Annotated in this window: 24 protein-coding genes and 1 other RNA gene; 15 read left to right on the plus strand and 10 right to left on the minus strand. The window is 57.9% G+C overall.

Annotation, left to right across the window (positions count from 1 at the left end; genetic code table 11):
• Window positions 1-230: 230 nt before the first annotated feature.
• The gene (locus QZR30_RS17560; RefSeq protein WP_059397695.1) at window positions 231-749 is read right to left on the minus strand and encodes a cysteine hydrolase family protein; all 519 of its coding nucleotides are present in this window, start codon (window positions 747-749) and stop codon (window positions 231-233) included.
• A 313-nt stretch (window positions 750-1,062) separates the two neighbouring features.
• Between QZR30_RS17560 and QZR30_RS17565 the strand changes: the two genes are divergently transcribed.
• The gene (locus QZR30_RS17565; protein ID WP_046069584.1) at window positions 1,063-1,986 is read left to right on the plus strand and encodes a phytanoyl-CoA dioxygenase family protein; all 924 of its coding nucleotides are present in this window, start codon (window positions 1,063-1,065) and stop codon (window positions 1,984-1,986) included.
• 34 nt (window positions 1,987-2,020) lie between these two features.
• Window positions 2,021-2,980, plus strand: a complete 960-nt coding sequence (locus QZR30_RS17570; RefSeq protein WP_311903757.1) for a DMT family transporter — start codon at window positions 2,021-2,023, stop codon at window positions 2,978-2,980.
• Window positions 2,981-3,035: 55 nt separating this feature from the next.
• Here the strand turns inward: QZR30_RS17570 and QZR30_RS17575 are convergent, their stop codons facing one another.
• The 5 genes from QZR30_RS17575 to QZR30_RS17595 form a co-directional block, all read right to left on the minus strand.
• Window positions 3,036-3,353 carry a hypothetical protein gene (locus QZR30_RS17575; protein ID WP_056845772.1) on the minus strand — a complete coding sequence of 106 codons (318 nt, stop codon included), beginning with the start codon at window positions 3,351-3,353 and terminating at the stop codon, window positions 3,036-3,038.
• 288 nt (window positions 3,354-3,641) lie between these two features.
• Window positions 3,642-4,039, minus strand: a transfer-messenger RNA (tmRNA) gene (gene ssrA / locus QZR30_RS17580).
• A 94-nt stretch (window positions 4,040-4,133) separates the two neighbouring features.
• A complete protein-coding gene (locus tag QZR30_RS17585) occupies window positions 4,134-4,412 on the minus strand; it encodes a hypothetical protein (protein WP_046069562.1) in 279 nt (92 codons plus the stop codon).
• A 136-nt stretch (window positions 4,413-4,548) separates the two neighbouring features.
• The gene (locus QZR30_RS17590; RefSeq protein WP_311903759.1) at window positions 4,549-7,359 is read right to left on the minus strand and encodes an FAD-binding and (Fe-S)-binding domain-containing protein; all 2,811 of its coding nucleotides are present in this window, start codon (window positions 7,357-7,359) and stop codon (window positions 4,549-4,551) included.
• A 70-nt stretch (window positions 7,360-7,429) separates the two neighbouring features.
• The gene (locus tag QZR30_RS17595) at window positions 7,430-9,124 is read right to left on the minus strand and encodes a lactate permease LctP family transporter (protein WP_046069560.1); all 1,695 of its coding nucleotides are present in this window, start codon (window positions 9,122-9,124) and stop codon (window positions 7,430-7,432) included.
• A gap of 252 nt (window positions 9,125-9,376) precedes the next feature.
• On the opposite strand from QZR30_RS17595, the gene QZR30_RS17600 reads away from it, so the two are divergent.
• Window positions 9,377-10,144 carry a GntR family transcriptional regulator gene (locus QZR30_RS17600; protein ID WP_034117836.1) on the plus strand — a complete coding sequence of 256 codons (768 nt, stop codon included), beginning with the start codon at window positions 9,377-9,379 and terminating at the stop codon, window positions 10,142-10,144.
• A gap of 38 nt (window positions 10,145-10,182) precedes the next feature.
• On the opposite strand, the gene smpB is transcribed toward QZR30_RS17600, so the two are convergent.
• Window positions 10,183-10,665 (minus strand): SsrA-binding protein SmpB, encoded by a 483-nt coding sequence (gene smpB, locus QZR30_RS17605; RefSeq protein ID WP_014719962.1) that lies wholly within the window; start codon window positions 10,663-10,665, stop codon window positions 10,183-10,185.
• Between the two features lie 168 nt (window positions 10,666-10,833).
• On the opposite strand from smpB, the gene QZR30_RS17610 reads away from it, so the two are divergent.
• Window positions 10,834-11,268 (plus strand): type II toxin-antitoxin system RatA family toxin, encoded by a 435-nt coding sequence (locus tag QZR30_RS17610; RefSeq protein ID WP_005791512.1) that lies wholly within the window; start codon window positions 10,834-10,836, stop codon window positions 11,266-11,268.
• The gene (locus QZR30_RS17615) at window positions 11,261-11,563 is read left to right on the plus strand and encodes an RnfH family protein (RefSeq protein ID WP_311903760.1); all 303 of its coding nucleotides are present in this window, start codon (window positions 11,261-11,263) and stop codon (window positions 11,561-11,563) included. The genes QZR30_RS17610 and QZR30_RS17615 overlap by 8 nt, the downstream gene beginning before the upstream one ends.
• Window positions 11,564-11,626: 63 nt before the next feature.
• Here the strand turns inward: QZR30_RS17615 and QZR30_RS17620 are convergent, their stop codons facing one another.
• Entirely contained in the window at window positions 11,627-12,154 is a 528-nt protein-coding gene (locus QZR30_RS17620; protein ID WP_043048396.1) for an outer membrane protein assembly factor BamE, read from the minus strand.
• Window positions 12,155-12,252: 98 nt separating this feature from the next.
• On the opposite strand from QZR30_RS17620, the gene fur reads away from it, so the two are divergent.
• A complete protein-coding gene (gene fur / locus QZR30_RS17625) occupies window positions 12,253-12,657 on the plus strand; it encodes a ferric iron uptake transcriptional regulator (RefSeq protein ID WP_003194220.1) in 405 nt (134 codons plus the stop codon).
• A gap of 85 nt (window positions 12,658-12,742) precedes the next feature.
• Here fur and recN read toward each other — a convergent pair whose 3' ends face one another.
• The gene (gene recN, locus QZR30_RS17630; protein WP_046069558.1) at window positions 12,743-14,416 is read right to left on the minus strand and encodes a DNA repair protein RecN; all 1,674 of its coding nucleotides are present in this window, start codon (window positions 14,414-14,416) and stop codon (window positions 12,743-12,745) included.
• A gap of 254 nt (window positions 14,417-14,670) precedes the next feature.
• On the opposite strand from recN, the gene grpE reads away from it, so the two are divergent.
• From grpE to QZR30_RS17670, 8 genes are all read left to right on the plus strand, one after another.
• The gene (gene grpE / locus QZR30_RS17635) at window positions 14,671-15,240 is read left to right on the plus strand and encodes a nucleotide exchange factor GrpE (RefSeq protein ID WP_056845709.1); all 570 of its coding nucleotides are present in this window, start codon (window positions 14,671-14,673) and stop codon (window positions 15,238-15,240) included.
• Window positions 15,241-15,342: 102 nt separating this feature from the next.
• On the plus strand, window positions 15,343-17,259 hold the full coding sequence (dnaK, locus tag QZR30_RS17640) for a molecular chaperone DnaK (RefSeq protein ID WP_046069556.1): 1,917 nt from the start codon (window positions 15,343-15,345) through the stop codon (window positions 17,257-17,259).
• 317 nt (window positions 17,260-17,576) lie between these two features.
• Complete coding sequence (dnaJ, locus tag QZR30_RS17645; protein WP_056845708.1) at window positions 17,577-18,701, plus strand: molecular chaperone DnaJ; 1,125 nt, start codon at window positions 17,577-17,579, stop codon at window positions 18,699-18,701.
• A 9-nt stretch (window positions 18,702-18,710) separates the two neighbouring features.
• Complete coding sequence (gene dapB / locus QZR30_RS17650) at window positions 18,711-19,517, plus strand: 4-hydroxy-tetrahydrodipicolinate reductase (RefSeq protein WP_046069554.1); 807 nt, start codon at window positions 18,711-18,713, stop codon at window positions 19,515-19,517.
• 259 nt (window positions 19,518-19,776) lie between these two features.
• Window positions 19,777-20,913 carry a glutamine-hydrolyzing carbamoyl-phosphate synthase small subunit gene (gene carA / locus QZR30_RS17655; RefSeq protein WP_059397698.1) on the plus strand — a complete coding sequence of 379 codons (1,137 nt, stop codon included), beginning with the start codon at window positions 19,777-19,779 and terminating at the stop codon, window positions 20,911-20,913.
• A 105-nt stretch (window positions 20,914-21,018) separates the two neighbouring features.
• Window positions 21,019-24,240, plus strand: coding sequence for a carbamoyl-phosphate synthase large subunit (carB, locus tag QZR30_RS17660; protein WP_043048389.1), 3,222 nt, complete (start codon window positions 21,019-21,021; stop codon window positions 24,238-24,240).
• Between the two features lie 2 nt (window positions 24,241-24,242).
• Window positions 24,243-24,719 (plus strand): transcription elongation factor GreA, encoded by a 477-nt coding sequence (gene greA, locus QZR30_RS17665; RefSeq protein ID WP_043048492.1) that lies wholly within the window; start codon window positions 24,243-24,245, stop codon window positions 24,717-24,719.
• Between the two features lie 28 nt (window positions 24,720-24,747).
• Complete coding sequence (locus QZR30_RS17670) at window positions 24,748-25,152, plus strand: MFS transporter (RefSeq protein ID WP_311903787.1); 405 nt, start codon at window positions 24,748-24,750, stop codon at window positions 25,150-25,152.
• 9 nt (window positions 25,153-25,161) lie between these two features.
• On the opposite strand, the gene yhbY is transcribed toward QZR30_RS17670, so the two are convergent.
• Window positions 25,162-25,470, minus strand: coding sequence for a ribosome assembly RNA-binding protein YhbY (gene yhbY / locus QZR30_RS17675; protein ID WP_043048386.1), 309 nt, complete (start codon window positions 25,468-25,470; stop codon window positions 25,162-25,164).
• 106 nt (window positions 25,471-25,576) lie between these two features.
• Between yhbY and rlmE the strand changes: the two genes are divergently transcribed.
• Window positions 25,577-26,227 (plus strand): 23S rRNA (uridine(2552)-2'-O)-methyltransferase RlmE, encoded by a 651-nt coding sequence (rlmE, locus tag QZR30_RS17680; RefSeq protein ID WP_034117848.1) that lies wholly within the window; start codon window positions 25,577-25,579, stop codon window positions 26,225-26,227.
• Window positions 26,228-26,316: the final 89 nt, after the last annotated feature.

Below are 26,316 nucleotides of genomic sequence, written 5' to 3' on the forward strand. Positions count from 1 at the left end.
AGATGCCCCACGCACAGCCGCCATGAACGGGGCGGAATGCGTAAGCATGCCGCCTTATCACGGGGTGTGAAAGGTTACACTTTTCGGCCTGTCAAAGCCGGTCGCTGATCATCAGCGACGCAAAGAAGTTAGCGTTGTGAGGTGGCTTGCGCTAGTTCACCAACAGCGCGGCAACTTGCGGGAAAATTCCGAAGCTCGGCCCTGTTGGCGTCCCCCGTCGTCAGGCTCTGTTAAAAGCTCCAATCCTCAGCCTGAACCAACTGGCAGAACGGCCCATTGAGCGTGGCATTGTGATGAGCCACGATGGCCTCGGCTTTCATCAAGGGCGTATCAGAACAGGTATGACCGTCGGCGATAAGTACCGCATCGAAGCCAAGATCACGTGCGGCGCGGCAGGTGCTGTCGACGCAGTATTGCGTTTTCATCCCAGTGATTACCACGCCGGTGGCGCCGCTGGAGCGCAAATTATCAGCAAGGTCTGTCATCGCAAAAGCGTTGGGCCGCCGCTTTTCGAACACCACTTCTCCACCTAGCAACTTCAGTTCCTCTGCAACCAGCGTAAGCGGGCTACCCGATTCGATTGGCGAGCCAGCGGGGCCGATGTGACGGGCGAGAAAAATCGGCGCGCCTGCGCTGCGGGCCTTGTCCATCAGGGTATTGAGCGTTTCCAACAGATCGTCGCAGCGCCAGGGTTTTTCCGGGCCGTGGATGAGTCCAACTTGGATATCGAGTATCAACAGGGCGTACATAGGTGCATCTCCTTGCGTGTGAACCAGCGACACAAGGGCATAAAAAAAGGCCCTGTCCATCGCTGGCGGGCCTTTGAAGTTCGTTGGCTAATGGCTCACGACACCTCGCACGCTCCGCTTTCGGCGGTCGTGGTGGTGGTTGTCGAGGTGAGGCCATAGGTAGTCATGACCTGACACTAGCAATATCGCCGACGACTGGCAACCCAGCATCCAATGTCGCCTCAGTGCGCAAAACAGTCGTCTGGGTTCAAGTCACCAGCGCCCACCTATTGCATGCTTGAGTTCAAACGCTGGCATAAAGGAGGCCACGCTGATGCAATCACAAGAAAAGGACCTGTCTCTTGTTAACAACCTCTCGTTCAGCAGCGATGAAATCGAAGCATTTCGTCGCCAGGGGTTTATCAAACTCAAAGACTTCTTATCTGAGCACGCCATTCAATCCTTGAAGCAGGCGGCGCGTTCAAAAGTGATCTCAGCTCGGGAGTCGCAGTCCGCCTATGGGGATTCTTTCAGCCGGTTGACCTACGATCTGGGGACAACCGATGCGGTGAAAAACATCTATTCCTCGATCGCGTTCAGGACGGCCTTGGTGACGTTGATCGGGCATCCGCTGATCATGACCGAGTCGCAGAGTTTCGAGCTAACCCCGCATAAAGAAGGTTTTGCCTGGCACTACGACTCCCTGAGTTTCAGGTACATCCGCCCTCAGGACGCCGCCTTCAGCGTGTGGATCCCGTTGGACCCTATCGACAATTCAGGCCAGCGCGGGGGCATGGCTTATTTAGCCGAAGACATCTATAGCGCAAAAGCGAATTTCCAGATGGCCAGCCTGATTTCCAAAAGGATGGATGCCGGCGTTGCCGTGGAGGATTTTTCCGCGCATTTGAGAGCGGTGTTCCAAACCCCCAGCCTGCTCACCGACCTGTTTGAAACGTATAAAACCCAGGACGATTTTGCATTGGGCGACGTACTGCTGTTCACCAAATCGATGTGGCACCGCTCTGAACCGCTCTTGCCAGGACCGCTCGCGACTCGCCTGGCGGTGACCATGCGTTTTCTCGATTGGCGTTCACGATTGGACAAAACGATGTTCGAAGGCGAGTCTGAAAGCGGTGGCGGCGTAGGGATGGGGGTCAACTGGGGCAGGCCTACCCAGACCGCCTATGGTTCGCAATTTACCGACATCAATGACGGCGAGGAAATTCGCACTTCCACGTATTGCGGCCCTGTCATCTGATGTTCTCGGAAAAATCGCCTGCTGAGGAGCGCTAATGTCCAGATCCTACATGCTGGGGGTGGCAGCTGCGGTATTTGCTACTTTCAGCTGGGCGCTTAATTTTCTGTCGCCCTACATGATGGGCGCGCTCGGTCCGATTGACTTCATCACTCTGCGGTTCATCGTATCCGGCGGCATCGGCCTGGTGATGCTGCGCATCTATTGGCCTGGCGACCCCGTTTTAACCAGGCGCTCAATCCTCAACGCCGGGCTGCTGGGCGTGCTTGGCTATGCGGTGTACATCGGTTGCATCATGGGCAGCGTGCTCAATGGCGGCGCTATCATCGCCCCGGCATTCCTGAGCGCTACACCGGTCATCATCGCGGTGGCGGGCAATATGATCGAGCGCACCACCACTTGGAGCAGCCTCGCTGTTCCCATCATGCTGGCGGTTTGCGGGTTGGTCGCGGCGAACTATGGCACCTTGGTCGGGGTTTTAGACAATGACCTGACCTCCTACCTGGCCGCAGTCAGCTACGCCGTGGGGGCGGTGCTGACTTGGCTGATGTTCAGCATACTCAACCAGAAGATGCTGGCGAAAATCCCCAGGGTACACGCAGGCCTATGGACCGGTCTGATGATGGTCGGCGCCGGTCTGAGCGTGGTTGTATTCGTGCCGTTCGGGCTGGTATTGGACATGTACACCTATCCGCACCTGGACCTGCACTTGGGCAACACCCTGCCGGTGCTGGCTGCCGCAGCGGCGCTGGCCTGTGTTGCCTCCGTTGGCGGCGCATGGGCCTGGAACTTTGCCAGCCAGCGGCTACCGATGGCCCTGTCCGGGCAGCTTATTTCAGTGGAAACCATATTCGCAGTCGCCTTTGGGCTGATCGCCGAGCAGCGCTTGCCTACCGGCCTTGAGGTTCTGGGCATCGTTGGGCTGCTGGCAGGTGCTTCGATTGCGGTAAGGGTGATGGCTCAAGGTAATCGCGAAGGGGTGAAGGTGCAGGCTTGAGTGATCGAGCTGGCGGGTGCGGCGGGGTATGGCGATAGCTGAACAACAGCGTTGATCAGAATTTAATCAACCTGAAACGATAGGCCACGACCAGCACCGTTGGCCAGAACAGTGTATTGACAATGTCATGGAGGCTCGCGCCCCACCGCCAGTATCCCAAGCTCGCCTTATCATCCATAAGATCGAACAACTCGATGAGGCTCGCCCCCGCCAACACCACCAACCAACTGCTGAGTGAGCCCAAGGATTTTCGAGTGATGCAGCTGGTAGCGATCAGCAAACCCAGACCTACATAGATATGCAGGGCGTCCCTCGAGAGACCGGTGGCTGAGATGATGCCAAGCTTGAGTGATTGCAGTGTGGAAGGGTCCATTGAGTGTTTCCTCGTTTACCGGGGCTTAGGTCCATGATAGTTACCCGTGGTTTGATGGGTTGTCACGCTCAATAGCCGGGGTTGAAGCTCATTCGTTTCAGGGCTGCGGTTGCTGCCTGGCTTACGATGGGCTGGGGGAGTGGGCATTGCTTTCGTTTGGCAGGACGCCGTAGAGGGTGTTGCTGAAAAGCGGCTCAATCTTGCGATAGTCCGCATAATCGATAACCACTTGTCATGCGTCCAGATGCAGAAAAACCCGCACTGGGCGGGCTTCTCTGGTGTGTCGATTGGTGGAGCCGGGGGGATTTGAACCCCCGTCCGCCAGTACTCCGCTGTCGGTACTACATGCGTAGCCGTTTCTATTAAGTTAACCCTCAGCGACCCGAAGGGCAGGGTGCTTTGGGCGAGTTGTGTAAGTTTTAGCCGCTTCGTCCACAACGTACTGCACGGCGATTCTGTTCTATATGACAATCACTTTGGGTTTACAGACATCCCCTGGTGATTGCTGGACCCGAAGGTACCAGAAGCTCAGGATCTAAGGCTGCTTACGCAGCGAAAGAGAGTTCCTGGCCGTAGTTTTCGTCATTGGCAACTATAAGAAGTTGCAACAGTGGATTTACGAGTTCTGTTACCAACTCGGCATGCACCTAAAGTTTCGCAACCGGCGTCGAATCCTAAACGGCCCCGTGCTTGTAACTCGTTGTTTCTTAGTGAGTGACAAGCCTGTGCAGTGTACGCCAAAAGGTCAGCGAAGGCCAACCCGAAGGTTGGCCCTATCGCTTACTGGCCGCCTTTGTCGCTGTTTTGCAGGTCCTGCAGGGCCTTGGAGGTGATTTCGATGCACTTCTTCTCATCACCGGCCGCGAGGGCGGCCTTGGCCTGGGAAACGGCGGTGTCGATTTCGCCGCTTTTGCCGCTGGTGTCGGTGGCCAGCAGGGCCTTGCCGTTGTTGATTTTGTCCAGGTTGATCTGGCACAGGTCTTTGTCACCGGCAGCGAAAGCAGGGGAGGCGAGCATCGCAGCGGTAATAAACAAGCCAGCAAGAGCGGAACGCTTCATAGGGTATCTCCTTGCGCAAAAGGGCTCGACGCTGCTGGCGTTCAACCGCTGCCAGCGACATCACTGATGAGCCTCGTTTGTCGAGGCCTATGCAGATGACTGCGCTGGCGCGCCAGGGTTCTGTTTTTTTGCAGGGTTAGTGAGCGCGTGCGCGGGTGACCCGGTCCACCAGGTACACCAAACCGTGGTAATCAATGCCGCCATGCTGGCTCAGGCCGATCTCGCAGGTGCGGCTGGTGGAGATACCTTCGCTGCAATGTTGCACGGCGTCCTTGAGCGAACGCAGGGAGTGGGCGTTGAGTTCCGGCGTGGTAAAGCCTTTGTCGCCGGCAAAGCCGCAGCAATGAATGCCTTCGGGGATTACCACGGTTTTTGCGCAGCGCCGGGCCAGTTCGATCAGCGCCTGGCTTTCGCCCAGGTGTTGGGTACTGCAGGTGACGTGTACGGCGATGGGCGCTTCCTGGGGGGTGAAGTCGAGGCGGTCCATGAGGTGGGTGCGGATGAAGCGCACCGGGTCGTAGAGGTCCAGGCGAGTTTCGCCCAGGTCTTGCACCAGTCGCAGTGTGCATGGGCTGGTGTCACAGTAGATCGGGTCAAGGCCGCCACGGCTGGCGTGGAGCAGGGCGCCGATCAGTTCCTGGCGCTTGTGTTCAGCCTGCTCGGCGTAACCTTTGGAGGCGAAGGGTTGGCCGCAGCACAGGCTGTCTTGGTTGTCGGGGAAGACGACTTGGTAACCGGCTTTTTCCAATAAATTGCGGGTTTTATCGTACAGCGACATCTGCTCTTTATCCCCGGCTGCCGGACCCATGGCGCGTGAGACGCAGGCGGCCAGATACACCACTCGCGGGCGCTCGTCCGACACCGCTGGGCTGAAGCGAATGGCTTTTTCCGGTTGAGGCATGGCGTTGGTCCACTGCGGAACCTGGCCTTTGGACAATTTGGTCAGCGTGGCCGACCACTTCGCCAGGCGCGGTGCTCCCAGTAGCATGCGTGCGCCATTGGCGACGTGCAGGGTAAAGCGTGCGCCTTGCAGCGCCAAGGAGAAATGGCTGGCAAGCCATTCGGCGGTTTTCGTACGGTCGGCCTCGCGGCTGCGCAGCTTTTTCACCAGGTCACCGGTGTTGATACCGACAGGGCAGCGTTGGGCGCAGAGCCCGGTCGCGGCACAGGTCTCGATGCCTTGGTAGTGGTAGGCCGCTTCCAGCTCGGTGGTGTCGACCCCCGCGCGTTGCTTGGCCTGAATATCGCGCCAGATCACGATGCGTTGGCGTGGGCTCAACGTAAGGCCCTTTGACGGGCACACCGGCTCGCAGAACCCACACTCGATGCACTTATCCACAAGCTCATCGGCGGCAGGCAAGGGCTTGAGGTGTTTGAGGTGAATCTGCGGATCGTCGCTGAGTACTACATCCGGGTTGAGAATGCCGTTGGGGTCGAGCAGACGCTTGAGTTGCCACATCAGCTGGTAGGCGTCGCTGCCCCATTCCAGCTCGACGAACGGTGCCATGTTGCGGCCGGTGCCGTGTTCGGCTTTCAGCGAGCCACCAAATTCAACCGCCACCAACTGCGCGACATCATCCATGAACGCTTGATAGCGTGTGACTTCTTCGCGGCTGTTGAAGCCCTGGGTGAACACAAAGTGCAGATTGCCTTCCAGGGCGTGTCCGAAAAGGATGGCTTCGTCGTAGTGATGTTTGTCGAACAGTTCGATCAAGCGGTTCACGCCAATCGCCAGTTGCTCTACGGGGAAGGTGACGTCTTCGATGATCACGGTGGTGCCGGTCTTGCGCACGGCGCCTACGGCGGGGAAGGTGTCTTTGCGGATCGCCCACAAGCGAGCGTTTTCCACGGGGTCTTCGGTGAAATCGACCTGTTTCTCTACGGGAAATGCCGCCAGGGACGCCATGATCAGCGTCAGCTGTTCGTGCAGCAATGCCGGCGAGGCCGCGCGGGATTCGATCAGCAGTGCGCAGGCGTTTTCCGATAAGTGTTGTACGAATGCGGGCATGCCCGGCTTGTTCTGCACCGAGCGCATGCTGCGTCGATCCAGCAGTTCAACCGCTGAGACCGGCTGGGTTTTCAGTACCGTTACCGCGTTGCAGCAGGTCTCGACATCCGGGAATACGATCAGCGCCGAGGCTTTGTTCGGGTGATCGACCACCGTGTCGTAGGTGACGGCACTGATAAACCCCAGGGTGCCCTCGGAGCCCACCAGCAGGTGGCTGAGAATATCCAGCGGGTCATCGAAATCCACCAGGGCATTGAGTGAAAGGCCGGTGGTATTTTTCAGACGGTATTTGTGGCGGATCTTTGCCGCAAGCTCAGTATTTTCCCGCGTCTCACGGCCTAATGTGGCCAGGCGCTCAAGCAACGCGCTGTGGGTTTGGCGGAAGGCTTGCACGCTGGCGGCGTCTTCCGTGTCCAGGCGGCTGCCATCGGCCAGTACCAGGCGGATGCCCGCCAGGGTGTAGTAGGTATTCTGCGCCGTGCCGCAGCACATGCCACTGGCATTGTTGGCGACGATACCGCCAATCTTGCAGGCATTGATCGACGCTGGGTCCGGCCCGATCTTGCGCCCGAATGGCGCGAGCCAGGCGTTGGCCTGGGCACCGATGACGCCCGGCTGCAGGCGTATCTGAGTGCCTTGCCCGCGGATTTCGCGATGGTTCCAGTTGTCGCCCAGCACGATCAGCACCGAGTCGCTGATGGCCTGCCCGGACAGGCTGGTGCCGGCGGCGCGAAAGGTGACCGGCACGTGATCACGCTGGGCCAGTTGCAGCAGTGCGACCACTTCGTCTTCTGACTCCACGCGGATCACCAGCTGTGGGATCAGGCGGTAAAAGCTGGCGTCGGTGCCGAAGGCCAGGGTGGAAAGTGCGTCGTCGAAACGACGATCTTTCGGGATCAGTTGTGCGACGTCGCTGATAAAAGCAGCAGGCAGGCTCATCGGTCCTCCAGAAATAGCAGACGCCGGAATCGTTATCCGGCGTCGATTCTTACCCTATTACGTGCAGGTCTCAGTGCACCAGCATACCGGTGAACCAGTAGGCCTGCGCCAAGGTGATCAGCCCGACGATGGTGGCAAAAAACAGGCTGTGCTTGAGGGTAAAGCGGAACAGGTCGGATTCCTTGCCTACCAGGCCGGTGGCGGCGCAGGCCACGGCGATCGATTGCGGCGAGATCATTTTGCCGGTCACGCCGCCGCTGGTGTTCGCCGCTACCAGCAGGGTGTCATTGACACCGATCTGGTGGGCAGTGGTGGCTTGCAATGAGCTGAACAGGGCGTTGGATGAGGTATCGGAGCCTGTCAGGAAAACCCCCAGCCAGCCAAGGAATGGCGAAAAGAACGGGAAGGCTGCGCCGGTGCCGGCCAGCACCAGGGCCATGGTCGAGGACATGCCCGAATAGTTGGTGACGAAAGCAAACGCCAGCACCATGCCAATGGACAGGATCGGCCAACGCAGCTCAAAGAAAGTTTCTTTTAAAGTGGTAAGACCAGTTTTGACGTCAATTTTCAACACCAGCATGGAGACTAGTGCGGAGAAGAAAATCGCGGTACCGGTGGCCGAAATCGGGTCGAGCTTGAATACGGCCGGGATGGCGGTCGGGTTGGTCACGATGGGGGCGACTTTGATCACCAGTTGATCCAGGTGAGGGATCGCAAAGTTGAAGACCCAGCTGTACATCGAACCGCCCGCGGCGAACATGGCCTTGAAGGGCTTGAGGGTCCAGATGGTGACCAGCACGGTCAGGATCAGGAACGGTGACCAGGCCTTGAAAATCTGCCCCAGGCTGTAGGGCGAAACCACGGTGCTGCGTGGCAAACCGAAGCCGCCGATGCTGGAAGTGACCGCTACGCTGGAGGTGGCGCCGGCAATCTGTGCGCCTGCGGTGCGCTTGGGCTGCCAGACCTTCAGGAACAGCGTCAGGGCAATCAGGCTGGCGAGCGCCGAGGTGATGTCAGGCAGTTCCGGGCCAATGAAGTTGGAGGTGAAGTACTGGGTGATGGCAAAGCTCAAACCAGCCACCAATGCCGCTGGCCAGGTTTCGCGAACACCGCGCAGGCCGTCCATCATGAACACCAGCCAGAAGGGTACGAACAGCGACAGCAAGGGCAATTGCCGGCCGGTCATGGCGCCGATCTTGAACGCATCAATGCCGGTGACCTGGCCTGCGACGATGATCGGAATGCCCAATGCACCGAAGGCCACTGGCGCGGTGTTGGCAATCAGGCACAGGCCGGCGGCGTACAGCGGGTTGAAACCCAGGCCGACCAGCAGCGCGGCGGTGATCGCCACGGGCGCACCGAAACCGGCGGCGCCTTCCAGGAAAGCACCAAAGCAAAAGCCGATCAGCAGTACCTGCAGGCGCTGGTCGTCGGTGATCGACAAGACCGAGCTGCGGATGATCTCGAACTGACCGCTCTTGACCGTCAATTTGTAGAGGAATACTGCCGCCACGATGATCCAGGCGATGGGCCACAAGCCGTAGGCAAAGCCATAACCGGCTGCAGCCAGGGCCATGTCTACTGGCATCTGGAAGGCGAAGATGGCGACCAGGATCGACAGCGCCAGGGTGATGCTGCCAGCCACATGACCTTTAAGGCGAAACACAGCCAGGGCCAGGAAGAAGAACACGATGGGAATGACGGCGGCCATTGCGGACAAGCCGAGGCTGCCGAGAGGGCTGTAGAGCTGTTGCCAGGTTTGCATATGGGGTGGCCCCTGATTTTGTTGTTGTTTGTGTGCTTGGATAATTGGTAATACCAATTTACACTCGCTGTGGGCTAGATTAAGAGGCATTGCAGGGGTGTGTCAATTTGCCGCTCGCGAAACTTTGGTCTTAGGGCGTGATGGGAGGTGCTCTGATCGGATGAATCAAAGGCGTTCTGATAGGTGCTGCAAGCGCAGCGATAGGCCAGAATAGAAGGCCCGGCGAGTGGTCGGGATCGTGGAGAGTGAGTTATGGGGTTTGATCAGGTGCGTCAGCGCCGTTTGTCTGATGACATTGTCGAGCAGCTTGAGGGCATGATCCTTGAGGGCACGTTGAAGTCAGGCGAGCGCTTGCCGGCCGAGCGCGCTTTGGCTGAACAGTTTGGTGTGTCGCGCCCGTCATTGCGTGAGGCGATCCAGAAACTGGCGGCCAAGGGGTTGCTGGTCAGTCGCCAGGGCGGTGGCAACTATGTGGTGGATTCCTTGGGGTCGACCTTCAGCGATCCGCTGCTGCATTTGTTGGAAAACAATCCCGAGGCACAGCGGGACCTTTTGGAGTTTCGCCAGACCCTGGAGGCTTCCTGTGCCTATTACGCGGCGTTGCGTGCCACGGAGGTCGACCGTGAACGACTGACGGCGGCTTTTGAGGCGCTGCAGGATTGTTATGCGCGAGCCGATGAGGTGAGCCGAGTGGAGGAGGGCGCCGCGGATGCAAGGTTTCACTTGGCGATTGCCGAGGCCAGTCATAACGCCGTATTGCTGCACACCATTCGCGGCTTGTTCGACCTGCTCAAGCGGAACGTGGTGACCAACATCGGCGGCATGTACCAACAGCGTACAGAGACCCGCGACATGCTGATCAGTCAGCATCGGGATTTGTACCTGGCAATCATTGAGGGGCGAGCCGAGCAGGCGCGCGAAGTTTCGACACGTCACCTGTTGTATGTGCAGGAAGTGCTGGAGGAAGTACGTCAGGAGGTTCAGCGTGTAGCGCGGGCGGAACGACGCAAGGGCATGTAGCCCCGGGCAAGGTGCCCGAGGCTACATCGTCGCAAGGGTTATTCTTCCTTACCCTTGTTGCGCACGGCGCGATGCAGTTCACGATTGGAATCGCGCTCGCGTTCGGTATCGCGCTTGTCGTATTCCTTCTTGCCCTTGCCCAGTGCGATTTCGCACTTGACCAGGTGCTTGCTCCAGTACCACGACAAGCAAACGCAGGCGTAACCTTTTTGCTGCACAGCCGCGGCGAGCTTTTCCAGTTCGCGGGCGTTAAGCAATAGCTTGCGCGTGCGCACCGGGTCGGCAATCACGTGGGTGCTCGCGGTGGTCAGCGGGGTGATATGACTGCCGAGCAGCCATGCCTCGCCATCCTTGAGCAGCACATAACTGTCGACCAGCTGCAGTTTGCTGGCACGCAGACTCTTTACTTCCCAGCCGGCCAGGACCAGACCAGCCTCGAACCGATGTTCGATGAAGTAATCGTGTCGCGCCTTTTTATTTTGCGCGATGGTCCCTGTGGGGTGTTTCTTTTGTTTAGCCATAGGGGCGGCATTATAGGGAGTTGCGAGCGTGTCGGCTACGGTCAACCTGCGTGCTTGAGCGTGTTGGACGAATCCCGGACAATACGGGCAGTTCTTAGGTTTTTTTCTCTCGCGGATCGGGCTGTACTTTCGCGATGTTTGCCGCTCAGCAGTGGAAGTAACGCTCACATGACGACGCATATTCAACGTTCGGCCCTGTTGCCCTATCCAGCGCAGGCGCTCTATGACCTGGTCAACGACGTGGCGCGTTACCCGGAATTCCTGCCTTGGTGCTCGACTGCCGAGGTCTTGGAGAGCAGTGACGAGCACATGGTTGCCAGTGTCGGGGTCGCCAAGGGCGGTCTTAGCCAGCATTTTGTGACGCGCAATGTGCTGGTGCCTGGCAAATCCATCGAAATGAATCTGCAGGAGGGGCCTTTCACTCAGTTGCATGGGGTGTGGGTATTCAAGGCGCTGACGGATAAGGCCTGTAAGATCAGCCTGGATTTGTCTTTTGATTATGCCGGGCCCATTGTGCGTGCCACGCTGGGGCCTTTGTTCAATCAGGCCGCTAATACGCTTGTGGACGCGTTCTGCCAGCGGGCCAAGCAACTGCATGGTTGAGATTGAAGTGGTGTATGCCGCGGTGGATCGCCAGGTTCTGTTGGCGGTGACAATGCCCGTGGGCACCAGCTTGAGGGCGGCGGTCCTGGCGTCGGGAATCGCACGGCAATTTCCGGATCTGGTGTTGGCCGACTGCCCGTTGGGAATCTTCGGTAAGGTGGTGGCGGATGCTGATGTGCGTGCTGTGCAGCCCGGTGATCGAATTGAAATCTACCGGCCGCTGCTTGCGGACCCCAAGGAAGTACGCAGGCTGCGTGCGGCTAAAGCTGCGATGAGCAGACAGCAAAATTTATAAGCCGGCCAAATGGCAGACAACAAAAAGCCCGGCATGCCGGGCTTTTTATCGAGCGCCGCAAAATTACTGCGGGTCGGTGTCCAGAGGTTGTGGCGTCGGGACGGGAACAGTTTCCACGCCGTCGACGTCTTTCTGGATCTGGTCCAGCAGCGAGCCTGGCTTGGCCGGCACCTCGGATTTCGGCTTTTCAGCTTCCTGCACAGGTGCGGTCACGTTGGTGCCGCTGTCTTTGCCCAGCAGCGCTTCATCGCGGCTCACGCCGGGCATGAAGTCACCGGACAGGCTGACAAGCTGGTCATTGCCGTTGAAGACGACACTGACGCGCTCCTGTTGGCGTTCACCGCCACCTGGCTGGAGGCTATAGAGATAATCCCAGCGATCGGCATGGAAAGTGTCGGTCAGCAGGGGGTTGCCCATGATAAACCGTACTTGCCGTCGGGTCATTCCCGGGCGTAACTGGTCTATCATGTCCTGCGTGACGACATTGCCCTGCTGGATGTCGATTTTGTAAACCCCGGGGAATGAACAACCGGCGAGTGCGAGCAGTCCCACAAAGGTGAAACTGGTTAGCAAGAGCTTGGTGTTTTGCATCGGTGGGCGACTTCCACTATCTTGGCTGGGACAACGTAAACGCCGATCATACCCGTATTAAGAGAAGCTGCGAAGCAGCATCCGCGAGAAAGCTAACCATGGTTGAAAATAGCGAACTACGCAAAGCCGGTCTCAAAGTGACTCTGCCACGAGTCAAGATTCTACAAATGCTCGATTCTGCTGAGCAGCGCCACATGAGTGCCGAGGATGTCTACAAGGCGCTGATGGAGTCTAACGAGGACGTCGGCTTGGCCACGGTTTACCGTGTGCTGACCCAGTTTGAAGCCGCAGGGCTGGTGGTTCGTCATAATTTCGACGGCGGTCATGCGGTGTTCGAATTGGCCGACGGTGGTCACCATGACCACATGGTTGACCTGGATACCAATGAGGTTATCGAGTTCACCAGTCCTGAAATCGAGGCGCTGCAGCATAAGATTGCTGAGGAGCATGGATTCGATTTGGTCGATCATAATCTGGTGTTGTACATCCGTAAGAAAAAGTAAAAATCGACGCAGATTTGCTCTGTGAAACGATTGAAGGCGACCCCAGGGTCGCCTTCGTGCTTTCTATAAGAAGGGAAATATCAGTTCAGGCCTTCGCCGCCACGACCATTTTTTTCGCGTGAGCCAAGGACTCCTTGGTCAAGTCGATACCGCCGAGCATCCGCGCGACCTCTTCTACCCGCTCCGATTTGTTCAGCTTGGAGACGGCCGTGTGCGTCGCGTCATTGCCTCGCACCTTGTGCACAAATAAATGCTGATGACCCTGGGCGGCCACTTGCGGCAAGTGAGTTACCGTAAGCACTTGGCCGCGATCCCCTAGGCGACGCAACAACTGGCCGACAATCTCTGCGGTCGGCCCGCCAATGCCAACGTCTACCTCGTCGAATACCAGCGTCGGCACTCGTGAGGTTTGGGCGGTAATCACTTGGATCGCCAGGCTGATTCGCGACAGCTCGCCGCCGGACGCGACTTTGGCCAGGGCCTTGAGTGGTTGCCCGGGGTTGGCGCTGACCAGCAGTTCTACTTGCTCCAGCCCATGGGGTTGCAGTTCGTGACTGGCGTTTGCGCGTAGTTCGATGGTGAAGCGCCCGCCCGGCATGCCCAGGCGCTGGATTTCTTGCTCAACGGCGCTGGCCAGGCTGGTGGCTGCTTGCTGGCGCAGGTCGCTCAATTCCCGGGCCTTTTCTTGATAATGGCGGGCAAACGAAGCGAGTTCCTCGCCCAGTCGCTCGATGGATTCGTCGTTCGCGTTCAGCGTCTCGATTTCATCCAGCAGTTTCTGCTGCATGGCGGCGACTTCAGTGGGCTGGATTCGATGCTTGCGTGCCAGGGTATAGATAGTATCCAGGCGCTCTTCTATTTCCTGCAGGCGCGCTGGATCGGCATCGAAATGGTCCAGAAAACGATTCAGTTCGCCGACCGCTTCCTCAACCTGGATCTGTGCGCTGGTCAGCAGGGTGGTGGCTTCACTCAGCGAACCGGAAGCGTTGTTCACACTGGACAGGCGATTGAGGCTGGCGGTCAGTGCGTTGAGTACATTGCCGGAATCGCTCTCGCTGCATTGCTCGACCACCTGGCGGCATATACCTAGCAGGGTCTCGGCATTGGTCAGGTTCTTGTGTTCCTGCTCAAGCTGCTCCAGCTCGTTCTCACCCAGGCCCAGGCTTTCGAGCTCTTCCAGCTGATAGCTGAGCAACTGGTGGCGGGCACGTTGTTCATCGCCGGAGTTGGAGAGGCGTTCCAGCTCCTGGCGCGTCTGGCGCCAGCGTTGGGCCGCGAGTTGAACTTGACGGGCAAGATCGGTGGCGCCGGCGTATTCATCGAGCAGGCGGCGGTGGGTATCGGTTTTCAGCAGGGATTGGTGCTCATGCTGGCTGTGGATATCAATAAGCAGCTCCCCCAGCGCTTTCAAGTCGCCCAGGGGGCAAGGGGTGCCGTTGATATAGCCGCGGGAGCGCCCTTCGGCAGTGATCACCCGACGCAGAATGCAGGGCCCTTCATTATTGAGGTCACGCTCGGCCAGCCATGCCTCGGCTTCAGGAATATCCGCAAGGTCGAAGGTGGCCAGGATATCGGCTTTGTCAGAGCCAGGGCGTACTACGCCACTGTCGGCGCGGTCGCCGAGGGTCAGGCCCAGAGCGTCGAGCATGATCGACTTGCCGGCGCCGGTCTCGCCTGTGATTACGCTCATCCCGCGATCCAGTTCAAGGTCCAGGTGTTCAACAATGGCGTAGTTGTGTACAGACAGGTGCACCAGCATGACGGCCGCTCCCAGGCTTTAGGTCTGGTTATTTATACAGTGTTTTGTTCTGGGCTGACAATCCTGATGCTTAGCTCGATTTGCTTGATCAATGCGTTTTTTTAGCGCAATGCGGAATGAAGGCGCAGGAAATGATCCAGAGCATGCGAAAGACTTTTGGTAACGCCTGCGCCCTTGAACCTGGAAATTGTGGCCCCATATACCGGAACAGAAGCGCGAGTTGAGTTCGCGCATGATTTTGAAAGGAGAGATCTATGGCTGACGAACAGACGCAGGATACGCAAACTCCAGACGCCAACGCGGCTGCCGGTGATGAGCTGGCGACACGCGTGCAAGTGCTCGAAGAGCAATTGTCCGCTGCGCAGGATCAATCTTTGCGTGTTGCTGCCGATCTGCAGAACGTCCGCCGCCGTGCCGAGCAGGACGTAGAGAAGGCTCACAAATTCGCGCTGGAAAAATTCGCCGGTGATCTGTTGCCGATCATCGACAGCCTGGAGCGTGGTCTTGAGTTGTCCAACCCGGACGACGAAAACATCCGCCCAATGCGCGAAGGCATCGAGCTGACCCTGAAAATGTTCCAGGACACCCTGAAGCGTTATCAGCTGGAAGCTATCGATCCGCAAGGCGGTGAGCCTTTCAACGCTGAGCACCACCAGGCCATGGCCATGCAGGAAAGTCACGACCTGGAGCCTAATAGCGTGATGAAGGTGTTCCAGAAGGGCTACCAACTCAACGGTCGCTTGATGCGCCCGGCAATGGTGGTGGTGAGCAAGGCTCCTGCCGCCGATGCACCTCCTGCACCTTCTATTGATGAGCAGGCTTGAAATCCGCCGCAAGGCCCCCATCTATAAGTCAAGCGTTTAAGTACTACCGCGGTTAGCCACCACTGCTGCGGCAAAAAAATTAAAGTTTCGGGAGAGTAAATCATGGGCAAAATTATCGGTATTGACCTGGGGACCACCAACTCCTGCGTCTCCGTGCTGGAAAACGGCGTTGCAAAGGTTATCGAAAACGCCGAAGGCGCACGTACCACTCCGTCGATCATTGCTTACGCGAACGACGGTGAAATCCTCGTCGGCCAGTCGGCCAAGCGTCAGGCTGTAACTAACCCGCATAACACCCTGTACGCGGTAAAGCGTCTGATCGGTCGTAAGTTCGACGAAGAAGTTGTACAGAAAGACATCAAGATGGTGCCTTACAAAATCGCCAAGGCCGACAACGGTGACGCCTGGGTTGAAGTAAACGGCCAGAAAATGTCGCCGCCGCAAATCTCGGCTGAAATCTTGAAAAAGATGAAGAAGACTGCCGAAGACTACCTCGGTGAAGCTGTGACTGAAGCGGTGATCACCGTTCCGGCCTACTTCAACGACAGCCAGCGCCAGGCAACCAAAGACGCCGGCCGCATCGCGGGCCTCGACGTAAAACGCATCATCAACGAACCTACCGCAGCCGCACTGGCTTACGGCATGGACAAGGCCAAGGGCGATCACACTGTGATCGTTTATGACCTGGGTGGCGGTACCTTCGACGTTTCCGTGATCGAGATCGCTGAAGTTGACGGCGAGCACCAGTTCGAAGTGTTGGCCACCAACGGCGATACCTTCCTGGGTGGTGAAGACTTTGACATTCGTCTGATCGACTACCTCGTTGATGAATTCAAGAAAGAAAGCGGCATGAACCTCAAGGGTGACCCGCTGGCCATGCAGCGCCTGAAAGAGGCCGCTGAGAAAGCCAAGATCGAGCTGTCTTCCGCTCAGTCGACCGACGTCAACCTGCCGTACATCACTGCAGACGCTACCGGTCCTAAGCACTTGAACGTGAAGATCTCGCGCTCCAAGCTCGAAGCGCTGGTTGAAGACCTGGTTCAGCGCACTATCGAACCTTGCCGTATTGCGCTGAAAGACTCCGGCATCGATGTTGGCTCGATCAACGACGTGATCCTGGTTGGCGGCCAGACCCGTATGCCTTTGGTGCAAAAGCTGGTAACCGAATTCTTCGGCAAAGAAGCGCGTAAAGACGTCAACCCTGACGAAGCCGTTGCCATGGGTGCTGCTATCCAGGGTGCGGTATTGGCCGGTGACGTGAAAGACGTACTGCTGCTGGACGTAAGCCCGCTGACCCTGGGTATCGAAACCATGGGTGGCGTGATGACTGCGCTGATCGAGAAAAACACCACGATTCCTACCAAGAAATCCCAAGTGTTCTCGACTGCTGATGACAACCAGGGCGCCGTGACCATTCACGTGCTGCAAGGTGAGCGTAAGCAAGCCGCCCAGAACAAGTCCCTGGGCAAGTTCGACCTGGCTGAGATTCCACCAGCACCACGTGGCGTGCCACAGATCGAAGTGACCTTCGACATCGACGCCAACGGCATCCTGCACGTTGGTGCGAAGGACAAGGCTACCGGCAAAGAGCAGAAAATCACCATCAAGGCCAACTCCGGCCTGTCTGATGAAGAAATTCAACAGATGATCCGTGATGCCGAAACCAATGCTGAAGCGGACAAGAAGTTCGAAGAGTTAGCCGGTGCTCGCAACCAGGGTGATGCGCTGGTTCACTCGACCCGCAAGATGATCGCTGATGCTGGCGACAAAGTGACTGCCGAAGAGAAAACTGCAATCGAAGCAGCAGTGGTTGCCCTGGAAGCTGCCATCAAGGGCGACGACAAGGCCGCCATCGAGGCGAAGGTTGAGGAACTGTCGAAAGTCTCCGCGCCGGTCGCTCAGAAAATGTACGCCGAACAAGCTCAGCCGGCTGACGGTGCTGCGCAACAAGCAGAGCCTGAAGCCAAGCACGATGATGTTGTCGATGCCGAGTTCGAAGAAGTTAAAGACAACAAGTAAGTTGGTTGTCCGGTTGACCGCTGACAAGCGGTGACTGGTAGGATGTCGCCGCGCGGGAGCTAGCTCCCGCGTTGGCGTGTCTGGGGTATGCGAATTTTTACAGCATGCGACAACGCTCGGATGCTGGCGGTGTGACCGGGAATGCTCCTGCTTTCCGAATGACAATCACCGCGTTTTTGGCCGGGTCCCTGGCTGAAAGCAGTAATGACCAGGATCGTTGAATTGACGTGAGTTGGGTCCGGGCCTGTATTGGGGCTCAACGAGTTTGGCAGGGTTCAGGAGGGCCAGGCCGGACGTCCTTAAGAGTGCAAAGACTTATGGCAAAGCGTGACTATTACGAAGTATTGGGTGTGGAGCGCGGGGCCAGCGAGGCGGACCTGAAAAAGGCCTACCGCCGCCTGGCGATGAAGCACCACCCGGACCGTAATCCGGATAACAAAGAATCCGAAGAGATGTTCAAGGAGGCCAACGAGGCCTACGAATGCCTGTGTGATCCCAATAAGCGTGCGGCTTACGACCAGTATGGGCATGCCGGCGTCGACCCGAGCATGGGCGGCGGCGGTGCCGGTTTTGGTGGCCAGAACTTCTCCGATATTTTTGGCGACGTGTTCAGCGACTTCTTTGGTGGTGGTCGCGGTGGTCAGCGTGGCGGTGCCCAGCGTGGCAGTGACCTGCGCTACACCCTGGAACTGAACCTGGAAGAGGCCGTACGCGGTACCAGCGTCAATATCCGTGTACCGACGCTGGTCAATTGCAAGCCGTGCGACGGTTCGGGTGCGAAGAAAGGCTCCTCGCCGATTACTTGCCCGACCTGTGGTGGTATCGGTCAGGTGCGCATGCAGCAGGGCTTCTTCTCGGTGCAGCAAACCTGCCCGCGTTGCCATGGTCAGGGCAAGATCATTTCTGATCCGTGCGACTCCTGCCACGGCGAAGGCCGCGTCGAAGAGTACAAGACCCTCTCGGTGAAAGTGCCGGCAGGTGTGGATACCGGTGATCGTATTCGCCTGTCGGGCGAAGGCGAGGCGGGTACCCAAGGCGGTCCGACGGGCGATCTGTACGTGGTGATCAATGTGCGCGAGCATTCGATCTTCCAGCGCGATGGCAAGCATTTGTTCTGCGAAGTGCCGATCAGCTTTGTCGATGCAGCCTTGGGTGGCGAGCTGGAAATTCCGACCCTTGATGGTAGGGTCAAGCTCAAGATTCCTGAAGGTACTCAAACCGGAAAGCAGTTCCGCATTCGTGGTAAAGGCGTTGCGCCGGTACGCGGTGGTGCTGCTGGCGACCTGATGTGCCGCGTAGCGGTGGAAACTCCCGTTAACCTGGGGCGTCGTCAGCGCGAATTGCTCGAAGAGTTCCGTAGTTCGCTGGAGGGTGACGATTCCCACTCGCCGAAAACCACTGGCTTTTTCGATGGCGTGAAGCGCTTCTTCGGCGACCTGTAAGGAAGTGATATGCGACGTATAGCCGTAATGGGCGCTGCCGGGCGCATGGGCAAGACACTGGTCGAAGCGGTGCAACAGCGTTCGCCGGCCTCTGGGCTGACCGCGGCGATTGTTCGCCCAGGCAGCACGTTGATCGGTGCTGATGCCGGTGAATTGGCTTCTTTGGGGCGCATCGGTGTTTCGTTGTCGGGCAGTCTTGGGCAGGTGGCTGACGAGTTCGATGTATTGATCGACTTCACCTTGCCGGATGTGATGCTGAAAAACCTGGCGTTCTGCCGCAAGGCGGGCAAAGCCATGGTGATTGGCACGACAGGCTTGAGTGCTGAGCAGAAGCAGTTGCTGGTGGAGGCGGGCAAGGACATCCCTATCGTCTTTGCCGCCAACTTCAGCGTGGGTGTGAACCTGTCGCTGAAACTGCTGGATCTGGCGGCGCGTGTGCTGGGTGATGAGGCGGATATCGAAATCATCGAGACCCATCACCGTCACAAGATCGACGCGCCCTCCGGTACTGCACTGCGCATGGGTGAAGCCATAGCCGATGCGTTGGGTCGCGATCTGTCGAAAGTGGCTGTGTACGGGCGCGAAGGTCATACAGGTGAGCGTGCGCGCGACACCATTGGCTTTGCGACCGTGCGCGGTGGTGATGTAGTGGGCGATCACACAGTGCTGTTCGCCACCGAAGGCGAACGCCTGGAGATCACGCATAAGGCCTCCAGTCGCATGACGTTTGCCAAGGGGGCGGTACGTGCTGCGCTCTGGTTGGAGGGGCGCGAGCCTGGCTTGTACGACATGCGCGATGTGCTGGATCTGCACTAATCAGTAGCTAAAACTGGGGCCCACGATTATCCTGAGGCCCCGTTTTTACCCGCTAAGCGACGTCCTGTCGCATTCCCCTGCCTTTAAGGCTCATTAGCGGTGGACCAAAAAAGCCTTTTTCTGTAAGCTACAGCTTTAGTGTGTCCACTAAAAGCGCGCAGAATAATTCAGTGAAGAAGCGGGGTGACGTGTCCATACGTCACTCCGCTTTTTTACAACCTGCGATCGCCCTTTCAGGCTTTATTTACGGGAGGTCTTCTTGACTAAGCCAGCCATACTCGCCCTTGCTGATGGCAGCATTTTTCGCGGCGAAGCCATTGGAGCCGACGGTCAAACCGTTGGAGAGGTAGTGTTTAACACTGCCATGACCGGCTATCAGGAAATCCTTACCGATCCTTCCTACGCCCAACAGATCGTTACCCTGACCTATCCGCACATCGGCAACACCGGTACTACACCGGAAGACGTCGAGTCTGATCGTGTCTGGTCGGCGGGTCTGGTAATTCGTGACCTGCCACTGGTTGCGAGCAACTGGCGTAACACGATGTCGCTGTCCGATTACCTGAAAGCCAACAATGTTGTGGCGATCGCCGGTATCGACACGCGCCGCCTGACGCGCATCCTGCGTGAGAAAGGCTCGCAGAACGGCTGCATCATGGTCGGTGACAATATTTCCGAAGAGGCGGCGATTGCCGCAGCACAAGGTTTCCCTGGCCTGAAGGGCATGGACCTGGCGAAAGTCGTCAGCGTCAAAGAAAAGTACGAGTGGCGCTCCACTGTCTGGGATTTGAAGACTGACAGCCATGCGACCATCGATGCTGCCGACTTGCCTTACCACGTGGTCGCCTACGACTATGGCGTCAAGTACAACATCCTGCGCATGCTGGTCGAGCGCGGTTGCCGCGTGACCGTGGTGCCGGCACAGACCCCGGCCAGCGACGTGCTCGCCCTGCAACCCGATGGTGTGTTCCTGTCCAACGGCCCGGGTGACCCCGAGCCATGCGACTACGCCATCCAGGCCATCAAGGACGTGCTGGAAACCGAGATCCCGGTATTCGGCATCTGCCTGGGCCACCAGTTGCTGGCCCTGGCCTCCGGCGCCAAGACCCTGAAAATGGGTCACGGCCACCATGGTGCAAACCACCCGGTACAAGACCTGGATACCGGCATCGTGATGATCACCAGCCAGAACCACGGTTTTGCGGTAGATGAAGCCACCTTGCCAAGCAACGTGCGCGCCATTCACAAGTCGCTGTTCGACGGTTCCCTGCAGGGCATCGAGCGCACCGACAAGAGCGCGTTCAGCTTCCAGGGCCACCCTGAAGCCAGCCCGGGCCCGAACGACGTAGCGCCGCTGTTCGACCGTTTCATCAATGAGATGGCCAAGCGACGCTGACTGACTGGCCTGCGGGCGGCCCCGAGCTTCGGTGGCCCCCGCAGGCTTTTCAAAGATTGTTCATGACGGCTTGCCGACTGACCTGCGGATTTGAGTGACAAACCCATGCCAAAACGTACAGACATAAAAAGCATCCTGATTCTCGGCGCTGGCCCGATCGTGATCGGCCAGGCCTGCGAATTCGACTACTCCGGCGCCCAGGCCTGTAAAGCCCTGCGCGAGGAGGGCTACCGCGTCATCCTGGTGAACTCCAACCCGGCCACGATCATGACCGACCCGGCCATGGCCGACGCCACCTACATCGAACCGATCAAGTGGCAGACCGTGGCCAAGATCATCGAGAAAGAGCGTCCGGACGCGCTGCTGCCGACCATGGGTGGCCAGACGGCGTTGAACTGCGCCCTGGACCTGGAGCGCGAAGGTGTCCTGGAGAAGTTCGGCGTAGAGATGATCGGTGCCAATGCCGACACCATCGACAAGGCTGAAGACCGTTCGCGCTTCGACAAGGCCATGAAGTCCATCGGCCTTGACTGCCCGCGCTCCGGTATTGCCCACAGCATGGAAGAGGCCAACGCGGTTCTCGAAAAGCTGGGCTTCCCATGCATCATCCGCCCGTCCTTCACCATGGGTGGCACCGGTGGTGGCATTGCTTACAACCGTGAAGAGTTCGAAGAAATCTGTGCCCGTGGCCTGGACCTGTCTCCGACCAAAGAGCTGTTGATCGACGAATCCCTGATCGGCTGGAAAGAGTATGAGATGGAGGTTGTCCGCGATAAGAAGGACAACTGCATCATCGTTTGCTCCATCGAAAACTTCGACCCGATGGGTGTGCACACCGGTGACTCGATCACTGTTGCTCCGGCGCAGACCCTGACGGATAAGGAATACCAGATCATGCGCAACGCCTCGTTGGCGGTATTGCGTGAGATCGGCGTTGAAACCGGTGGTTCCAACGTTCAGTTCGGTATCTGCCCGGACACAGGCCGCATGGTCGTGATCGAGATGAACCCGCGTGTATCGCGTTCTTCGGCACTGGCTTCGAAAGCTACCGGTTTCCCGATTGCGCGTATCGCTGCCAAGCTGGCGATCGGTTACACCCTGGACGAGCTGCAAAACGAAATCACGGGCGGCGCTATGCCGGCGTCTTTCGAGCCGTCTATCGACTACGTCGTGACCAAGCTGCCGCGCTTTGCCTTCGAGAAGTTCGCCAAGGCTGATGCGCGCCTGACCACCCAGATGAAGTCTGTCGGTGAAGTCATGGCGATCGGTCGCACTTTCCAGGAGTCCCTGCAGAAAGCCCTGCGTGGCCTGGAAGTCGGTGTTTGCGGGCTGGACGAGAAGCTCGACCTGAGCAATCCGGAAAGCATGAGCATCCTCAAGCGCGAGCTGACCGTGCCGGGCGCCGAGCGTATCTGGTATGTGGCTGACGCCTTCCGTGCCGGCCTGAGCGTCGAAGATATCTTCGGCATGAACATGATCGACCCGTGGTTCCTTGTGCAGATCGAAGATCTGATCAAGGAAGAAGAGAAGGTCAAGACCCTCGGTCTGTCGTCTATCGACCGCGACTTGATGTTCCGTCTAAAGCGCAAAGGCTTCTCCGATCAGCGCCTGGCCAAGCTGCTGGGTGTAACCGAGAAGAACCTGCGCACCCATCGCCACAAGTTGGAGATCTTCCCGGTCTACAAGCGCGTTGATACCTGCGCAGCCGAGTTCGCCACCGACACTGCCTACATGTACTCCACCTACGAGGAAGAGTGCGAAGCCGCGCCGTCGGATCGCGACAAAATCATCATCCTGGGTGGTGGCCCGAACCGTATCGGCCAGGGCATCGAGTTCGACTATTGCTGTGTACACGCCGCCCTTGCGCTGCGTGAAGACGGGTACGAGACCATCATGGTCAACTGCAACCCGGAAACTGTTTCCACTGACTACGACACTTCCGACCGTCTGTATTTCGAGCCGGTAACCCTGGAAGACGTCCTGGAAATCTGTCGCGTCGAAAAGCCCAAAGGTGTAATCGTCCAGTACGGCGGCCAAACTCCTCTGAAGTTGGCGCGTGCCCTCGAAGCCGCCGGTGTGCCGATCATCGGCACCAGCCCGGACGCTATCGACCGTGCCGAAGACCGTGAGCGTTTCCAGCAGATGGTTGAGCGCCTTAACCTGCGTCAACCGCCAAACGCTACCGTGCGCAGCGAAGACGAAGCCATCCGTGCTGCCAGCAAGATCGGCTACCCGCTGGTGGTGCGTCCGTCCTACGTACTGGGCGGGCGGGCGATGGAAATCGTCTATGAAGAAGACGAGCTCAAGCGTTACCTGCGTGATGCGGTGAAAGTGTCCAACGACAGCCCGGTGCTGCTGGACCACTTCCTCAACTGCGCTATCGAAATGGACGTGGATGCGGTTTGCGATGGTACCGACGTGGTGATCGGCGCAATCATGCAGCATATCGAACAGGCGGGCGTTCACTCCGGTGACTCCGCATGCTCGCTGCCGCCGTACTCGCTGCCGGCGCACATCCAGGACGAGATGCGCGAGCAGGTCAAGAAAATGGCTCTGGAGTTGGGTGTGGTCGGCCTGATGAACGTACAGTTGGCGCTGCAAGGCGAAGACATCTACGTCATCGAAGTCAACCCGCGGGCTTCGCGTACCGTGCCGTTTGTTTCCAAGTGCATCGGTGTGTCCCTGGCCATGATCGCGGCCCGTGTGATGGCCGGTAAGACCTTGAAGGAAATCGGTTTCACCAAGGAAATCATTCCAAACTTCTACAGCGTGAAAGAGGCGGTATTCCCATTCGCCAAATTCCCTGGTGTGGACCCGATCCTGGGCCCGGAGATGAAGTCCACCGGTGAAGTGATGGGCGTGGGCGATACCTTCGGTGAAGCGTTCGCCAAGGCTCAGATGGGGGCCAGTGAAGTGCTTCCGACCGGCGGTACTGCGTTTATCAGCGTGCGTGATGACGACAAGCCACTGGTTGCAGGGGTTGCCCGTGATCTGATCAACTTGGGCTTTGAAGTCGTGGCTACCGCCGGGACCGCCAAGCTGATCGAAGCTGCCGGCCTGAAAGTACGTCGCGTGAACAAGGTGACGGAAGGCCGTCCGCACGTGGTCGACATGATCAAGAATGACGAAGTCACGCTGATCATCAACACCACCGAAGGTCGCCAGTCGATCGCGGACTCCTATTCCATTCGTCGTAATGCCTTGCAGCACAAGATCTACTGCACCACCACCATTGCTGCTGGCGAAGCCATCTGCGAAGCGCTCAAGTTCGGTCCGGAAAAGACCGTGCGTCGCTTGCAGGATTTACATGCGGGATTGAAGGCATGAGCATAACCAAATACCCAATGACCGTTCAGGGTGCCAAGGCCCTGGAAGAGGAGCACGCCCATCTCACCAAGGTCGTACGTCCAAAGCTGAGCCAGGACATCGGTACGGCCCGCGAGCTGGGTGACTTGAAGGAAAACGCCGAATACCACGCTGCCCGCGAGCAGCAGGGTATGGTCGAGGCGCGGATTCGTGACATCGAGGGGCGCATGCAGAATGCGGTGATTATCGATGTCACGACCATCCCGCATACTGGCAAGGTGATCTTTGGCACCACGGTGGAAATCGCCAACGTCGAGACCGATGAGAGCGTGACCTACCAGATCGTGGGAGAAGATGAGGCTGACTTCAAAAAAGGCAAGATCTCCGTCGGTTCGCCGATTGCTCGTGCCTTGATTGCCAAGGAAGAGGGCGACGTGGTTGCTGTGAAGACGCCGAGTGGCGTGATCGAGTACGAGATTGTCGAAGTTCGTCACATCTGAAAAAAAGCGCCCGCTTCGTGCGGGCGCCATGCTTTGGCAGCTCTCCCAGATGCTTTGGGTCGGCGGTCTGTGGCTGTTACATATTGGCGTGTTACCGGCGCTGGGCCTGATTGGCCTGGCACCGCTGCTGATCGACGAGGTCGACGGATTATTGAGTGCGCTGCTGGTAGGTTTTGCGGCGGCGTGCGTAATGCTTCAGGCGTTAGTGCTGATCAAGGCTGAAGGCTTGGGGAGTCAGTGGCGAGATATTCGTGGGCAACTGCTGTTGATGGCGCTGTATGCGTGCGCGATGTTTTGCGTGGTGCATGTATGGCTGCCGGAAGCGTTGCGCTGGCGGCTGTTCAGCTATCTTGTGCTAGGGTTCTCCGGCCTGGTGCTGGTGATGCAGCCGGTCCCGGGATGGAGTGGCAGGGCGCGCGAAGCACGCCCGTGACCCTTTTTGTTACTTGAAGCGGTGTACGTTCGACAGTTGCTTGTTGACGCTGAAGTTCTTGCGATACAGCAGCGCCATCTTGCCGATGACCTGGACCAGGTCCGCCTTGCCCGCCTTGCACAGTTCTGCAACGGCAGCCAGGCGCGCTTCGCGATCAAGGATATTGACCTTGATCTTGATCAGTTCGTGATCGTTCAGTGCGCGTTCAAATTCGGCTAACACACCTTCAGTCAACCCGTTGTCTGCCACAATCAGAACTGGTTTCAGATGGTGGCCAATGGATTTGTACTGTTTCTTCTGCTCTTGAGTGAGCGGCATAATCTGACCCCTGCGTCTGATCTTGTAAAAAGCGGCGGCCAGTTTACCCGAGCGAGTCCGGGACCGCCCAGTTAATCACGACCCGTTTTATTTTTCGAGGTGGCCCGTGGCCCGTTCCAAAACTAGCCTTAAGTGGCTGCAAGAACATTTCAACGATCCTTACGTCAAAAAAGCGCAGAAGGATGGGTATCGCTCCCGGGCCAGCTACAAGCTGCTGGAGATCCAGGACAAGGACAAGTTGATTCGTCCGGGCATGAGCGTTATCGACCTTGGTGCGGCCCCCGGTGGCTGGTCCCAAGTGACCAGTCGTCTGATTGGTGGGCAAGGTCGACTGATCGCTTCCGACATCCTTGAGATGGACAGCATCCCGGATGTCACCTTCGTGCACGGTGATTTTACCCAGGACGCGGTGCTGGCCGAGATTCTGGAGGCTGTAGGAAATTCGCAGGTAGACCTTGTGATTTCCGACATGGCCCCCAATATGAGTGGATTACCGGCTGTTGATATGCCGAGAGCCATGTTCCTGTGTGAATTGGCATTGGATCTGGCGGGGCGCGTATTGCGTCCAGGTGGTGATTTTCTGGTGAAAGTGTTTCAGGGTGAAGGTTTCGACGAGTACCACAAGAACATCCGCAAGTTGTTCGACAAGGTTCAGACGCGTAAGCCGGACTCCTCCCGGGACAGGTCCAGGGAGCAATACCTGTTGTGCCGCGGCTTCCGCGGCGTCGAAGGCGCGGCGAGCGAAGAGCGTTTTTGAGAATTTCGAGGAGGGCGATAGGTTTTTTTATATCGCTTTCGTCATGAGGCTTTACGAATATTGTGTGGTCAAAGTTTCACAAAGGGTTA

The sequence above is a fragment of the Pseudomonas sp. rhizo25 genome (genome assembly GCF_031931935.1).
Taxonomy (GTDB): Bacteria; Pseudomonadota; Gammaproteobacteria; order Pseudomonadales; family Pseudomonadaceae; genus Aquipseudomonas; species Aquipseudomonas synxantha.